13 protein-coding genes and 3 tRNA genes are annotated in these 15,588 nt (G+C 46.3%); 10 read left to right on the top strand and 6 right to left on the bottom strand.

The window, feature by feature from the left end; translation table 11 throughout:
- Window positions 1-26: 26 nt before the first annotated feature.
- The 4 genes from F0232_RS12525 to orn all read right to left on the bottom strand — a co-directional run bounded on the left by F0232_RS12525 (window position 27) and on the right by orn (window position 1,084).
- A tRNA-Gly gene (locus F0232_RS12525) sits at window positions 27-102 on the bottom strand.
- Between the two features lie 53 nt (window positions 103-155).
- Window positions 156-231, bottom strand: a tRNA-Gly gene (locus F0232_RS12520).
- 51 nt (window positions 232-282) lie between these two features.
- A tRNA-Gly gene (locus F0232_RS12515) sits at window positions 283-358 on the bottom strand.
- Between the two features lie 180 nt (window positions 359-538).
- Window positions 539-1,084, bottom strand: coding sequence for an oligoribonuclease (gene orn, locus F0232_RS12510; protein ID WP_105057810.1), 546 nt, complete (start codon window positions 1,082-1,084; stop codon window positions 539-541).
- A 149-nt stretch (window positions 1,085-1,233) separates the two neighbouring features.
- Between orn and rsgA the strand changes: the two genes are divergently transcribed.
- The 5 genes from rsgA to F0232_RS12485 all read left to right on the top strand — a co-directional run bounded on the left by rsgA (window position 1,234) and on the right by F0232_RS12485 (window position 8,226).
- Window positions 1,234-2,289 (top strand): small ribosomal subunit biogenesis GTPase RsgA, encoded by a 1,056-nt coding sequence (rsgA, locus tag F0232_RS12505; protein WP_061033206.1) that lies wholly within the window; start codon window positions 1,234-1,236, stop codon window positions 2,287-2,289.
- A gap of 125 nt (window positions 2,290-2,414) precedes the next feature.
- Window positions 2,415-3,326, top strand: a complete 912-nt coding sequence (gene asd / locus F0232_RS12500; RefSeq protein ID WP_105057809.1) for an archaetidylserine decarboxylase — start codon at window positions 2,415-2,417, stop codon at window positions 3,324-3,326.
- Between the two features lie 266 nt (window positions 3,327-3,592).
- Entirely contained in the window at window positions 3,593-5,008 is a 1,416-nt protein-coding gene (locus tag F0232_RS12495; protein ID WP_105057808.1) for a DASS family sodium-coupled anion symporter, read from the top strand.
- Between the two features lie 297 nt (window positions 5,009-5,305).
- Window positions 5,306-7,186 carry a methyl-accepting chemotaxis protein gene (locus F0232_RS12490; protein ID WP_105057807.1) on the top strand — a complete coding sequence of 627 codons (1,881 nt, stop codon included), beginning with the start codon at window positions 5,306-5,308 and terminating at the stop codon, window positions 7,184-7,186.
- A gap of 152 nt (window positions 7,187-7,338) precedes the next feature.
- Window positions 7,339-8,226, top strand: a complete 888-nt coding sequence (locus F0232_RS12485; RefSeq protein WP_061033202.1) for a DMT family transporter — start codon at window positions 7,339-7,341, stop codon at window positions 8,224-8,226.
- Window positions 8,227-8,283: 57 nt separating this feature from the next.
- On the opposite strand, the gene epmA is transcribed toward F0232_RS12485, so the two are convergent.
- On the bottom strand, window positions 8,284-9,255 hold the full coding sequence (gene epmA / locus F0232_RS12480) for an elongation factor P--(R)-beta-lysine ligase (protein ID WP_061033201.1): 972 nt from the start codon (window positions 9,253-9,255) through the stop codon (window positions 8,284-8,286).
- Between the two features lie 451 nt (window positions 9,256-9,706).
- On the opposite strand from epmA, the gene frdA reads away from it, so the two are divergent.
- From frdA to F0232_RS12455, 5 genes are all read left to right on the top strand, one after another.
- On the top strand, window positions 9,707-11,539 hold the full coding sequence (gene frdA / locus F0232_RS12475) for a fumarate reductase (quinol) flavoprotein subunit (protein WP_105057806.1): 1,833 nt from the start codon (window positions 9,707-9,709) through the stop codon (window positions 11,537-11,539).
- Window positions 11,539-12,318 carry a succinate dehydrogenase/fumarate reductase iron-sulfur subunit gene (locus F0232_RS12470; RefSeq protein WP_105057805.1) on the top strand — a complete coding sequence of 260 codons (780 nt, stop codon included), beginning with the start codon at window positions 11,539-11,541 and terminating at the stop codon, window positions 12,316-12,318. Before frdA ends, F0232_RS12470 begins: the two co-directional genes overlap by 1 nt.
- A 1-nt stretch (window position 12,319) precedes the next feature.
- Complete coding sequence (gene frdC / locus F0232_RS12465; RefSeq protein WP_008219063.1) at window positions 12,320-12,703, top strand: fumarate reductase subunit FrdC; 384 nt, start codon at window positions 12,320-12,322, stop codon at window positions 12,701-12,703.
- Window positions 12,704-12,715: 12 nt separating this feature from the next.
- A complete protein-coding gene (gene frdD, locus F0232_RS12460) occupies window positions 12,716-13,102 on the top strand; it encodes a fumarate reductase subunit FrdD (RefSeq protein ID WP_004741337.1) in 387 nt (128 codons plus the stop codon).
- Between the two features lie 464 nt (window positions 13,103-13,566).
- On the top strand, window positions 13,567-14,562 hold the full coding sequence (locus F0232_RS12455) for a histidine ammonia-lyase (RefSeq protein ID WP_105057804.1): 996 nt from the start codon (window positions 13,567-13,569) through the stop codon (window positions 14,560-14,562).
- Window positions 14,563-14,656: 94 nt separating this feature from the next.
- Here F0232_RS12455 and F0232_RS12450 read toward each other — a convergent pair whose 3' ends face one another.
- Window positions 14,657-15,337, bottom strand: coding sequence for a nitroreductase family protein (locus F0232_RS12450; RefSeq protein WP_105057803.1), 681 nt, complete (start codon window positions 15,335-15,337; stop codon window positions 14,657-14,659).
- Window positions 15,338-15,588: the final 251 nt, after the last annotated feature.

Here is a 15,588-nt window from a genome sequence, read left to right as displayed (position 1 = left end):
TGAATCTTGCCTCTAAGAGGCGAATTTGGAGCGATACATCGGGTTCGAACCGATGACCTCAACCTTGGCAAGGTTGCGCTCTACCAACTGAGCTAGTATCGCATTAGAAAAGGTCTTTCACCTTTTGATTACCGCTTTCGCCGTAACCTACAAATTGGAGCGATACATCGGGTTCGAACCGATGACCTCAACCTTGGCAAGGTTGCGCTCTACCAACTGAGCTAGTATCGCATAGAAAGGTCTTTCACCTTCTGATTACCGCTTTCGCCATAATCTACAAATTGGAGCGACACACGAGGTTCGAACTCGTGACCTCAACCTTGGCAAGGTTGCGCTCTACCAGCTGAGCTAGTGTCGCATTCTGAAAACGTCTTTCGCCGTTCAGGGCTGCGAATTATAAGAGCATTTTTTTGTGATGCAAGTCCTTAATGCAAAATTACGAAACTTTTTATTCAACTGCTGTAAAAGCACACAGATTTGCAAAAAAATTGGCTCTTATGTCCCTGAAAAGTTAGACAAACGTGATCAGTTTATCCGGCTAGATGTTAATAATTGTTTTTCGGTAGTACTGCAGTTCGGCAATCGACTCACGAATATCGTCTAATGCTAGGTGGCTTCCTGACTTAGAAAAACCATCTAATACTTCAGGTTTCCAACGACGAGCTAGCTCTTTTAGGGTGCTTACATCGACATAACGGTAGTGGAAGTACTCTTCTAATTCAGGCATATGCTTGTATAAGAAACGGCGGTCTTGGCCAATGCTGTTACCACAAATCGGCGATTTACCTTTTGGTACCCACTTTTCAAGAAACGCGATCGTCTGTTCGATAGCATCTTGTTCAGTCACGGTGCTTTCTTGAATTCGCTTCACCAGACCACTGCCAGTGTGCGTCGTTGTACACCACTCGTCCATTTTGTCTAGTTCACTTTGAGGTTGGTGAATAGCCAAAACAGGTCCTTCAGCAAGGATGTTAAGCTCACTATCAGTCACGATAGTCGCAATTTCAATGATTTTATGAGTTTCAGGATCCAGTCCCGTCATCTCTAGATCTACCCAAATTAGGTTCTGATCGCTAAAGGACATAAGGCGTCGCCTATTTGTTTATGTTTAAAAGAGGTACTATACCCAAATAACTATACTCAAACTAGCTTTAGGACCATCGAAATCAAATGGCACCAGCAACACCAGTTTGAGTTCCCAATCATCAAGTTAGATGTGTTAAGTGAAAAATTGTGGCTAAAAAAAAGAAGTTAACTAAAGGTCAGGTACGTCGTGTACGTAGCAACCAGAACAAGCGACTCAAGAAAGAAGATTCTATCCAGTGGGATGAGAACATGCTTGGTGGCACCAAAAGCGGACTCGTGATTACACGCTTTGGTCAACATGCTGATATCGAAGATCTTGAAACAAACGAAGTTCATCGTTGTAACTTACGCCGTAGTATCGAGACTTTAGTTTCTGGTGACCGAGTGACTTGGCGTGCAGGCTTAGAGTCGATGGCTGGTATTTCAGGTGTTGTGGAAGCGGTTGAACCAAGAACCTCAATGCTTACTCGCCCTGATTACTACGATGGCCTAAAACCGGTTGCGGCTAATGTAGACCAGATGGTTATCGTGTCTGCTGTACTTCCAGAGCTATCGCTTAATATTATCGACCGTTATTTAATTGCTTCAGAAACAGTAAAAATCGCACCGCTTGTTGTACTCAACAAGGTCGACCTACTGACTGAAGAGCAAATTGCTGAGTACCAAGAGACACTGAAAATTTACGAACAGATCGGCTACAAGGTGATGTTCGTGAGTAAAGAGTCTGGCTACGGCATTAAAGAGCTAGAAGCTGAACTTAAAGGCCGCATCAATATCTTTGTTGGCCAATCTGGTGTAGGTAAGTCCAGCCTAGTGAATGCGCTAATGCCGACACTCGACATCGAAGAAGGTGAAGTTTCTGAAAACTCAGGCCTTGGTCAGCACACCACCACTGCCGCTCGTTTGTACCACTTCCCTTCAGGTGGTGACCTAATCGATTCACCTGGAGTTCGTGAGTTTGGTCTATGGCACTTAGAAGCCGATGAAATCACCGAAGCTTTCGTTGAGTTCAAGCCTTACCTTGGCGGCTGTAAGTTCCGCGATTGTAAGCACAATGATGATCCAGGCTGCATCCTGCGTGAAGCCGTTGAGGATGGGAAGATCAGTCGACTGCGCTTCGACAACTACCACCGCATCATTGAGAGCATGGTCAACAACAAAGACAACCGTCAGTATTCACGAAACAAAAAAGCAGATCTTTAATCGCGTTTTTGTGAACAAATATGTGCAGTTACTGACAATTGGCGCGAATTTAAGTAACATCTCGCGCCCTAAAGCGTCATCGATAGATTGAATTGAAAAACACATAGCATTGGAAAATTAATACAATGGATAAGATTAAAGTTGGATTGCAGTACTGGATTCCACAACATGGACTAACTCGTCTAGTAGGCAAACTGGCGTCTGCTAAAGCGGGTGGCTTAACGACAGCGATCATCAATTGGTTCATCAAACAATACAAAGTGAACATGGATGAAGCGCTACATAGCGACCCAAAACACTTTAAAACATTCAATGAATTCTTCGTACGTGAATTGAAAGAGGGCATGCGCCCTATCGCTGAAGGCGACTCTGTTATCGTTCACCCAGCAGACGCTCGCGTAAGCCAATTTGGCCCAATTACTGACGGTCAACTGATTCAAGCGAAGGGCCACGACTACTCTGCACGTGAGCTGCTAGGTGGTGATGCCGGTCTTGCTGAAGAGTTTAAAGACGGTGAATTCGCAACGCTTTACCTATCTCCAAGTGATTACCACCGCGTACACATGCCATGTGACGGTACGCTGCGTCAGATGATCTACGTTCCAGGTGACCTTTTCTCTGTTAACCCATTAACAGCTGAGAATGTTCCAAACCTATTCGCACGTAACGAGCGCGTAGTGTGTATCTTTGATACTGAGTTTGGCCCAATGGCACAAGTGCTGGTTGGCGCCACTATCGTAGGTAGCATCGAGCAAGTATGGGCTGGCACTATTACTCCACCACGCGGTAACTCTGTGTACAAATGGGATTACCCAGCACAAGGCGATAAAGCAATCATCTTGAAGAAAGGCGAAGAAATGGGTCGCTTTAAGCTTGGTTCAACGGTTATCAACCTATTTGCGAAAGATGCAATCAAGTTCGACGACACTATGCAAAATGGTGAGAAAACGGTTCTTGGTACGCCTTACGCGCACATCGCTGGTAAAGAAGTTGAGACTGAAGCTGTTGATTCAGTAGAGAACACAGACCAAGCGTAATGATTTGAGTAAACTCATTTAGCTTTCAAGGCACGTTATTTGAATGAATAACGTGCCTTTTTATTACCCAGCCCTCTAACCTTCCAATACCCCTAAGCCCTGACCTAAAAGAGCAATGCATAAATCAGCGCTATAAAAGATTGACCAAAAACAAAACAGTTGCCGAAACCTTAAACAACTTTTTGATTTTCCAACCCGTCTCCAAGTACCAAAAATCCAGATAACTTACTCTATTTGAAGATATTTTATTCATAGGGTCTTTGTACATGCCTAAACTCAATGTTGGCGTTCTGGTCAAGCTGTTGATTTGTTTTGCGATTCCCTTGGGCGTGTTATTCATGCCAATAGATTCAATACCTATCGATGACCTGACGCTGATTCAACACCGCCTGCTAGCGATATTTCTACTTGCTGCCCTACTTTGGGTACTTGAACCCGTTCCAGTTTTCGCCACCTCAATACTGATCATTGCACTTGAACTGGTGATGATTTCCGACAAAGGTCTGCACCTATTTCGAAATCCACCAGCGGGACACGATCTTGGTGAATTAATTAAATATACCGACATATTCGGTGCATTTTCATCACCAATCATCATTCTATTCATGGGTGGCTTTGCTCTCGCAATCTCGGCATCTAAGTACGAACTCGATAACAACCTAGCTCGAGTGCTGCTGAAACCATTCGGTACAGAACCGCGCTTCATCATGCTTGGCTTAATGCTGATCACCGCCGTGTTCTCAATGTTTATGTCGAATACCGCAACCACTGTCATGATGCTGGCCCTGCTTGGCCCAATTGTAGCTTCGGCACCCAAAGGCGATATGGGGATCAAAGCACTCGTATTGTGTATTCCGATTGCCGCCAATACTGGTGGTATCGCGACACCAATCGGTACGCCTCCCAATGCCATTGCACTTCAATACCTAACCGGTGAAAACACCATCGACTTCCTGAGCTGGATGATGATGGGCTTACCTTTTGTAATCATCCAACTCACCATTGCTTGGTTCCTTCTTCAGAAAATCTTCCCTTCCACGCAGAAAAACATGGTGCTTAAACTCGATGGGCAGTTCAGAAAGAGTTGGCGTGCGATCGTCGTTTACGTCACCTTTGCCGCGACCATCTTGTTGTGGATGACTACCAAACTGCACGGCATGAACACCTATGTGGTCTCTATCATTCCACTGGCGGTCTTCACTTTGACCGGCATCATGGGCAAAGAAGAACTGAAACTAATCAACTGGGATGTGTTGTGGCTAGTCGCCGGTGGTATTGCGATTGGTATCGGCTTAGATAAAACAGGCTTGGCCTCTGCATTGGCACACGCGATCGACTATGAGTCTCTTTCCCCTGCAGCCGTAGTCATCACGCTATCCATCGTGTGCTGGTTAATGGCAAACTTCATGTCGAACACCGCTACGGCCAACTTACTGATGCCAATAGCCGCGGCAATTGGCGCTTCTATGGAGAGCTTGGCAACAATTGGGGGCTTACAAGGATTATTGGTTGTGGTTGCCTTCTCTGCATCACTCGGCATGATTCTTCCAGTATCAACGCCCCCTAATTCCCTGGCTTACTCTACCGGACTTATCGAAAGCAAAGACATGGCGAAGATGGGGATCATCTTGGGGATTGTCGGCTTGCTATTGGTCTACCTCGCCCTGTTTATCATCACCTAGTAAGCGTTCAACGATCACTTCTATTACGGACTAAGGCGCTAAATATAAATTTAGCGCCTATTCGCGCTGCATCACGAATAACTGCCAGAACAAACAGTTGATTTTTAAATCAATAAACAACTGTGACTTTACTTCACTGTTTTGCAAAAAGAAGAGTAAATATATTTATAATTTATGATTTTAAACACATTCATTCTGCCTAAGACAACGGCACTATACGCCTATCAGAGACACATCAATTCACCATCAAGTACGTCACTGTAGTTAGGTTTTTGTCTAATAAAAGAGGAATGGACCTTGAGACATACTATTAAGTTTAAAATTCAGATCGCCATTGCGATCATTATCGCCGTCGTGAGTGGCACCCAAGCCTGGATATCGGTTACCCAGCTCACCCAAGAGACTGAAGTCGCGATCAACCAAGAAATGAAGAATGTCAGTGTAGGGACGACCAACTACATTGCCGATTGGCTCTCGACTCGCAGTGACATGATGCTGGCCAATGAGCCAACCATTTCAAGCAACAGTAACTCAGACCGCGAATTATTGATCACCAAACAAGCCGGGCAGTTCTTGTCTGTTTATGCTGGTTTTAGCGATGGCACGATCGCTTATGGTGATAAAACGGAAAGTTGGCCAGCAGACTACGACCCTCGCACGCGTCCATGGTACAAAGATGCGAATACCGCATCAGACCTGATCATTACTGAACCGTATCAAGATTTCGATGGCAGTATCGTCATCAGCTTTGCGAAAGCCTTTAGCGGCCAAAAGCAGGGCGTACTGGCTGCGGACTTAACCGTGACGAGCATTATCGATACGGTTCTCAACGTAAAACTGGATAACGATGGCTTCGCCTTCTTGGTGGATGGTAACAACAACATCGTTGCGTACAGCGATGAAGCATTAAGTCAAAAACCACTCACAAGCTTAAATCCAGAGCTGACCGCAAACCGAGTGTCACAACTGATTCAGAACCAAACGATCACCACATTGGCTTGGCCGAGTCAGGGAGATAAGTTGGTTTACATTGCTAACGTGCCGAATACCGATTGGTCTCTGGGCATTGTTATCGATAAAGAGCTGGCGTTCTCTGCGGTCACTGATGCGATTCAATTCATCGCCCTAACCTCACTTGTTCTGTACATTGTGATTTCAATCGCTAGCACCATGGTCATCAACCGGCTGCTTTACCCATTACAAACCTTGTCAGAGGCGCTAACCCAGCTTGCTCAAGGCCGAGGTGACCTTACTCAACGCATCGATATAACCCGCATGGATGAGATAGGTAAGCTTGCTGAGCTGGTGAACCAATTCTTAAGTCAAATGCAGAGCATGCTGAAAGGTGTCGTTGAGCACAGCCACGATTTAAACAACCACGCCGAAAAAGCCAACCAGTTGGCAACGCAATCCTCCATTCGTGTGGAGAATCAACAAAACGATATCAACCAGATTGCGACTGCAATTCATGAGATGTCGGCTACCGCAGCCGAAGTAGCGAGCCATGCAGAATTAACCGCATCCGCTTCTCAAGCCTCTGCAACCGCGTGTAATGACGGCCAAGAAGTGATTCAACAGAACCGCGATGCCATCACTCGCCTTGCGACCCAAGTAGAAGACGCGGCCAATGTTATCCGAGAGCTGGAAAACAACGCGCAAAGCATCAACCAAATTCTATCCACCATTCAAGGCATTGCTGAACAAACCAATCTATTGGCATTGAATGCTGCCATTGAAGCGGCACGTGCGGGCGAGCAAGGTCGTGGGTTTGCCGTTGTCGCCGATGAAGTTCGAGTGCTAAGCCAAAGAACGCATGGCTCGACGGAAGAAATCCGTGTGATGATCGATACCCTACAGAAGAATACTGAACATGCGGTGGATAGCATGACCACCAGCACTCAACTGGCAGAAAACAGTGTTGGCTTCGCAGAACAAGCACACGACAGCCTGTCTAAAATCACCCAAGCCATCAGTGAAATCAACGATATGGCACTACAGATAGCCAGCGCAGCCGAAGAGCAACGAGCAGTAAGCGAAGACATCAGCCGTAATACACAAGGGATCAAAGATGCCTCTGACGACCTAGCCCAGCAAGCTGAAAGCAGCCGCAATAGCTCAAATGAAATGAGTAACGCTGCTGAGTCGATGCGTCGAGATGTCGAGCGCTTTAAGGTATAAAGCCTCGCTATTTAGACAAACGAAACAGATAACTGGAGTAAACCTATCACTGAGGAGCAAAGCGGTGCATTTATTAAGAATCGCTTTGTTCTCAGTTCGGTTTGATGCATATTGATGAGCTAATTTATCCCAGACACAAGGACTGTTAATCGATGGGGTTCGAATGGTTGGCTCTCGCTGCTGCTTTTCTTTGGGCTATCGCAAGCCTAATGTCCGTAAAGCCTGCTCAACACTTAGGTTCTTTTGCCTATAGCCGCTGGCGTATGGGCTGCACTGCGGTCATCTTATCAAGCATGGCTTGGTTTACGGGTGGCTGGTCAACTGTCGAAACAGACTTAGTCACACCGATGATGCTATCAGGGCTGATTGGCATCTTCATTGGTGATACCGCCCTATTTGCCTGTTTGAACCGAATGGGCCCGCGCCAAGCTGGCTTACTGTTCTCTTGTCACGCTGTGTTCTCTGCGATTCTCGGTTACTTCCTGTTTAGCGAGAGCATGACCTCTGGCGAGCTTATTGGCTCGGCCTTGGTATTCAGTGGCGTATTAACTGCGATCTTCTTTGGTCGTCGAGGCCAAGCAAACAACCAGCTTGAAACCATCAAGGGCACCGTGTGGATTGGTGTCGCTCTGGGCATCACGGCCGCTATCTGCCAAGCATTGGGCGGTATTATTGCCAAACCTGTGATGCAAACTAGCATCGACCCAGTAGCCGCTTCTGCTATTCGAATGATCACCGCCTTTGTCGCCCATTCCGCATTTCGTTTAACGGGCGCTAAACTTTCACGCGCAATCAACCCAATGAATGGTCAAATATTCGCGATTACCGCAGTGAACGGCTTTCTTGCTATGGCGGTGGGAATGACGCTGATCTTATATGCACTGCAAGAAGGAAATGTCGGCATGGTTGCTCTACTCTCTTCAACCACACCTATCATGTTGCTGCCCATTCTATGGCTATACACCAAGCAGAGACCAAACGCCTATGCTTGGATCGGTGCCATTGTTGCAGTGGTCGGCACAGGTATCCTAATAAGATAGTGGTACTGGTATTCTTGTCAGCTAATCGAGCTGCTAGCTAACTTCTGCCAACTAAAGTTAAGAACGTGGGAATGGGAAAGCAGTCACATCATCAATATGGTCGTAACCCAAAGCCAGCATGATTAACCTATCAATACCCAATGCAACACCCGCACAATCAGGTAAGCCCGCTTTTAATGCCTCAATCAAGTGATGGTCAATCGGCTGAGGCGACAAGCCCATCTCGATACGCTTGGCATTATCATCTTCAAAGCGTTTAAGCTGCTCTTGTGGCTTATCTAACTCATGAAAGCCGTTTGCCAGCTCGATACCTTTGAAGTACACCTCAAAACGGTCAGCCACTCGCGGATCATTCGGGTTAATCTTGGCTAATGCCGCCTGTGAAGCTGGGAAATCATAAACAAATGCGGGCACTGTCTGGCCAATCTTTTCTTCGACACCCACGCTAAATAGCAGTTGCAGCAAGGTATCACGGTCCTCTTCAGGATCGGCAATATCACTTAACCCAAGCTTGGCTGCCGCTTGTTTTAGCGTATCCATAGAATCTTCAAGCGGACACACACCTAGCACGTCTATGAAGGCTTGTTGGTAAGTCATGCGTTCTGCCTCGCCTGACTTTAAGATTTTCTGTAGGAGCAAGTCCATCTCATCCATTAAGTCATGATGATCAAAACCGACACGGTACCACTCCAGCATAGTGAACTCGGGGTTGTGGTAACGGCCGTTCTCTTCGTTACGAAACGACTTACAAATTTGGTAAATACAGCCACTACCTGCTGCCAACAAGCGCTTCATATGAAATTCAGGGCTTGTCATAAAAAACAGAGGCTGGCCTTGCGCGTAACCTGGGCCAACGAATTCAGTTTTGAAGGTATGCAAATGCACATCGGTCACCGTGGCGTGACTCATGGCTGGCGTATCCACCTCCATCACGTCTCGCTCTGCAAAAAACTGGCGGATTTGACTAAGGATATCAGCACGTTGCTTTAACTGCTTAATGGTTGCGGCAGGTTGCCATGTAGAGTGCATTACTAAGTTCCATATCACTGAATTCTAGGCGACGAAAATTATCACTTTTCGCTGCTTTTGTAAGCTTCTATCTTTGCATTAATTAAACCGTCGTGTTGTTTAGATGAAGCCATGAAATCACGTTCTACAATACAATTATTAATATTCAAGCTGACCCAACATTGATAACAAAAATCATACTCAACAAGCCGTTAACACAAGCCCTGTGGACGAATCGTTATCAATAATTGATTGCCGTGATTGCAGTCACATAACCTATAATTTCTATGCCTCCATATGCATTACCGGAGCAAAAACCTAAATACATCAATTTTTCAAACCCCCTCCTCTCTTACACTGAACCTACCACTTAAGGCTTAGGGGTGATGATCGGTTGATGCCGTTTACTGCTCTCTAAATAGGCTTTTTATAATAACAAGCGGAATACTCCGCATCACACTGGAGAATAACTGTGAAGACAATTACCACAGATATCGCAGTCATCGGCGCAGGCGGCGCTGGTCTTCGTACAGCTATTGCAGCAGCTGAAGCTAATCCTGATTTGGAAGTAGCACTGATTTCTAAAGTTTACCCAATGCGCTCGCACACGGTAGCAGCAGAAGGCGGTTCAGCAGCGGTAATTAAAGACGAAGATAGCCTAGATAACCACTTCAACGATACTGTTGGCGGTGGCGACTGGCTATGTGAACAGGATGTTGTTGAATACTTTGTTGAAAACGCGACTCGCGAAATGATCCAAATGGAACAATGGGGCTGCCCATGGAGTCGTAAAGAAAACGGTGAAGTAAACGTACGCCGATTCGGCGGTATGAAGGTAGAAAGAACGTGGTTCGCAGCCGATAAAACTGGCTTCCACATGCTTCATACTCTGTTCCAGACTTCGATGAAGTACGACCAAATCAAACGATTTGACGAGTACTTTGTGGTGGATTTGATCGTTGAAGAGGGCGAAGTACAAGGCCTTATCGCGATTCATATGTCTGAAGGTGAGCTTGTTACCATTAAAGCGAAATCTGTTGTTCTAGCAACGGGTGGCGCAGGTCGTGTTTACCACTGTAATACTAACGGCGGCATCGTAACGGGCGACGGTATGGCAATGGCTTATCGCCACGGTGTACCACTGCGTGACATGGAATTCGTTCAATACCACCCAACAGGCCTACCGGGTACTGGCATCTTGATGACCGAAGGTTGTCGTGGTGAAGGCGGTATCATCGTTAATAAGAACGGCTACCGTTACCTACAAGATTACGGCATGGGCCCTGAAACTCCAGTGGGCGAGCCGAAAAACAAATACATGGAACTGGGTCCACGTGACAAAGTTTCTCAAGCATTCTGGCACGAGCAGCAGAAAGGCAACACCATCAAGCACCCTCTTGGTGATGTAGTACACCTTGACCTTCGCCACCTTGGTGAAGAGTACCTGCAAGAGCGTCTACCGTTCATCTGTGAGCTAGCAAAAGCGTACGTGAACGTTGATCCTGCAAAAGAGCCAATCCCAATCCGTCCTACCGTTCACTACACCATGGGTGGTATCGAAACTAACGGTACTTGTGAAACTCGCATCAAAGGCCTATTCGCGGTTGGTGAATGTGCTTCAGTTGGCCTACACGGTGCAAACCGCCTTGGTTCTAACTCTCTGGCTGAGTTCGTGGTATTTGGCCGCGTCGCTGGTGAACACGCCGTGAAACGCGCTGCTGAATTCAAGGGCTGGAATGAAGAGTCTATCGCTAAGCAAGTAAAAGCGGTTGAAGATCGCATCGCAACGCTGATGAACCAAGAAGGCGACGAAAACTGGGCTGATATCCGTACTGAAATGGGTCACACCATGGAAGCGGGCTGTGGTATCTACCGTCAAGAAGACTTGATGCAAGAGACCATCAACAAGATCACTGAACTGAAAGCGCGCTACAAGAAGATCAGCATTAAAGACAAAGGCAAGGTGTTCAACACTGACCTACTTTACGCTATCGAAGTGGGCTACGGCCTAGAAGTCGCAGAAGCGATGGTTCACTCAGCAATCCTTCGTAAAGAGTCTCGCGGTGCACACCAACGTCTAGACGACAACTGCACAGAACGTGATGACGTGAACTTCCTGAAACACTCTCTATCGTTCTACAACGAAGATGCAGCACCAACTATCGACTACAGCGGCGTGAAGATTACTAAATCTCAACCTAAAGCTCGTCTATACGGTGAAGCAGCAGAGAAAGCCGCTGCCGCTGAAAAAGCTGCAGAAGCGAATGCTAAGAAAGATGAGAAGAGCGAAGAGGAGCAAGCATAATGTCAGCGAACCGTATCCAAAAAGTAGACATTCTGCGCTACGACCCAGAGAAAGATGCAGAACCTTACATGCAGACTTTCGAAGTGCCATTCGATGAAACTATGTCAGTGCTTGACGCGATTGGTTACATCAAAGACCACCAAGACAAAGACCTTTCATACCGTTGGTCTTGTCGCATGGCGATCTGTGGTTCTTGCGGCATCATGGTTGATGGCGTGCCTAAGCTAGCGTGTAAGAGCTTCTTACGTGACTACCCGAACGGCCTAACTATCGAACCATTAGCTAACTTCCCAATCGAGAAAGATTTGATTGTCGACATGACACCGTTCATCGAGCGCCTAGAAGCAATCAAGCCTTACATCATCGGCAACGACCGTAAACCTGAAGACGGCACTAACCTTCAAACACCTGAGCAAATGGCGAAATACAAACAGTTCGCTGGCTGTATCAACTGTGGTCTTTGCTACGCAGCGTGTCCTCAATTCGGTCTAAACCCAGAGTTCATTGGCCCTGCGGCACTGACTCTTGCTCACCGTTACAACCTAGATAGCCGTGACAACGGTAAAGATGAGCGTATGAAGCTTATCAATGGTGAAAATGGTGCTTGGGGCTGTACGTTTGTTGGTTACTGTTCTGAAGTATGTCCGAAGAAAGTAGATCCAGCAGCGGCGGTTAACCAAGGTAAAGTTGAGTCTTCAATGGACTTCGTTATCTCGATGTTCAAACCTGACGGTACATCAGTTAGCAAGAACCAAGTAAAAACAACAGAGGAGGCATAAGATGAGCAATCGTAAGCCTTATGTTCGTGAGATGAAGAGAACGTGGTGGAGCAACCATCCGTTCTACCGCTTCTACATGCTACGTGAAGCAACTGTACTGCCTTTGATTCTGTTCACGGTATTCCTAACCTTTGGTTTGGGTGCGCTAGTGAAAGGCCCTGAAGCGTGGGCTGGTTGGTTGAGCTTTATGGCGAACCCTATCATTGTCGGTATTAATATCGTGGCACTGCTAGGTAGCTTAATGCACGCTCAAACCTTCTTCAGCATGATGCCTCAAGTGATGCCAATCCGCCTAAAAGGTAAATTGGTAGATAAAAGAATCATCGTACTGACTCAGTGGGCTGCGGTGGCTTTTATTTCTTTAATCGTTCTTGTTGTGGTGTAAGGAGCTTTCGTTATGAACACAAATTACAAAGTGAAACCTGTGAACCACAACCCTCAACGTTCTGATGAACCAATCTGGTGGGGTCTATTCGGCGCTGGCGGTACTTGGTTCGCGATGATCACGCCAATCACGATTCTAGTGTTAGGTATCTTAGTACCAATGGGCATCATCGATGCAGAAGCAATGAGCTACGAGCGTGTGTCAGAGTTCGCCACTAGCATTATCGGTGCACTATTCATCATCGGTACACTAGCACTGCCAATGTGGCACGCAATGCACCGTCTTCACCACGGCATGCACGACCTGAAATTCCACGTCGGCGTTGCAGGTAAAGTGGGCTGCTACTTCTTTGCAGGCCTAATCAGCGCATTGTCTGTTATTTTCATCTTTATGATCTAAAAGCAGATATGGGATTCGAGTAATCGAGTGTCGAAGAGCTTAAGAGCAGATGCGGGATTCGGGTAATCGAGATTCGAAGAGCTTAAGAGCGAAAAGACTAAAAGCAGAGCAGGATTATCTTGTTCTGCTTTTTTGTTGCTTGTCGAATATCACACACCTAGCTCACTAGCTCTTGCTCTTCCTGCTTTTCGTATCCCGTATTTCGCTTACTCTCATCTGCCCTTCCAGCTCTTCGTATCCCGTATTTCGCTTACTCTCATCTGCCCTTCCAGCTCTTCGTATCTCGCATCCCGCTTACTCTAATCTGCTCTTCCCGCTCTTCGTATCCCGCATCTCGTTTACGCGCATCTGCCCTTACAAAGGCTTACGCTGACTTACATTCCTTCATTTCACTAAATGATACCGTTGCGACAAATAATAAAAACAAATCACTCAACACCCATTCAATTAAATTAGTGAATATTATGAAACCAATATTTTTAGCATTACTTACCCTAGCCGTGGCGGGTTGTAATGGTTCATCTAGCGGCAACTCTTCGACTTCTACATCAACAGCGAAACCAAAGTCACTAGTCACCGTTTATTCATCTGTAGATAACTGCTCAACAGCAGCAGACGTGCCAAACTGTAGCTTCGAGAAAGGTATTTACGTATTAAAAGCGAATTCAACCGTAACGGATGAACAGCACCAGCGTGTAATAAGCCAAGTAAAGAACTTCACGACATGGGCAAGTGAAGACGTTCAAAAGCAGTTGAACAAGAAAAGCCTAATCATTGGGGTCATGGAGACAGAACCTGATGGCTCTACAGCCGCCGACCAATTTGTTATTGCACTGAGCCAAGCGAAGCAAATCGTAGATGGTGTTGAGTTGGTGTATACCGCTCTTGGCGGAAAAGACGAGACAAAAAAATCGACGACATACCAAAAGCTGATGCAGCTTTTTGATTACTACGTCGATGATAACCAAAACAACCTGTTAGGTTCTAACTTGAGTGACGCATACGACACATTCAGAGCGGTGCTCGCCGTTCAAGGTGGCTTGGCATCTGCCGCTGGCATGGAGTCGCTGCACTTTAACGAATGTAACTACGGAAATGGCCAACTGACAGCTCAGCGAGCATTGGGGACACCAAACCCGTGTACTGAGGGTGGTAAAACAACCGATGATGACGGAAATGACATTTCCAATGGTAAGATTGACCCGATACATGAAGATACCAATGTAAACCTGAACCCAGGCTCACTACTTGGTTTGATTTACGAATACAAAGTCTCTCCAAAGCTGAGTGAAGGTGGCGGTGAACTGATCGGTTCAAAAGGCACTAAGTTCAAAATCGCTGGCGAGATTGGTTCTGGCAATTTAGATAGTGATCCTGCCTCTGTATTTGTCTCTTGGGCTAACCCTGCATTTATGCCGTTAAACAACTACCTAGAGACACACTTCTTTGCCAATAAGTAACTGACTAATAAAAAAGCAAAGATAAAAACAACAAAGCTGGCATCTTGCCAGCTTTGTTGTGAGCTACGGGTTGTATCTCATCGAGATATGCTCATCAAAGAAAGGTAGCGATGTCATCCAGTGACTTCTTATGCATCGCGTGTTCGGGGATGGTTGCATCCTCTTCAGGGTAGCCGGTAACAATTAACATGTAAGGGCGATCGATCTCATTGTCCCGTCCACAAATCTTACTCAAGAAACTCATTGGCTTAGGTGTATGAGTCAAAGTACCCAAGCCAGCATTGTGTAGCGCTTGAAGCAAAAAACCAGTGGCAATCCCGACAGACTCATGCACGTAATAATTGACCTGTTCGCCATCGTTCGTCATGCCGCCTTTCTTCTTTGCAAACACCGCAATGAGCCATGGTGCTTTTTCTAAGTAAGGTTTGCTGGCATTGGTGCCAAGAGGTTTAAGTGCGTCTAACCACTCTTGCCCTGCTCGACCTTGATAAAAAGAATGCTCCAACTCTTCAGCCGCTTGGCGTATCTGCCCTTTAACGTCGGCACTATTAATAGCAACAAAATGCCAAGGCTGATGGTTAGCACCACTCGGGGCAGTTCCTGCCGCTCGAATGCAGTGTTCAATCACTTCTTTTGCGACAGGGCGCTCAGAGAAGCTCCGAATTGAATGACGCCTCTGAAGTTGCTCAAGGTTATGAAGTGCTCTTACTACCATTTCTTGTGGCGGATATTCCACAAAATCGTTAAGCGGATGATGTTGTTCTGGTGTCGACATTGTGCTTCCTTGCGCTTACTGGTGTTTGATTCACTATAGTCACAAATTTTCGACTCGCCTGTTTATCGTCATCAAATCAACGTGATAGTGAGATGCAGTTCAACTATTCACCAACCGTTCTTTGCCTCGCATCAATTGGTTTTAAAAAGTCGCTTGAGAACGCATTTGAGGCTCATCATTAGCGCAAATAAAGAAAGTTAATAGCACGATCTCTATCACTAATAAGAGCTCCTTGATTTTGATTTTTGCGA

It is taken from the genome of Vibrio sp. T3Y01 (assembly GCF_013114525.1).
Lineage (GTDB): Bacteria > Pseudomonadota > Gammaproteobacteria > Enterobacterales > Vibrionaceae > Vibrio > Vibrio chagasii_B.
Note: the sequence above shows the minus strand (reverse complement) of the source record. Positions and strands in the feature narration are given on the sequence as shown.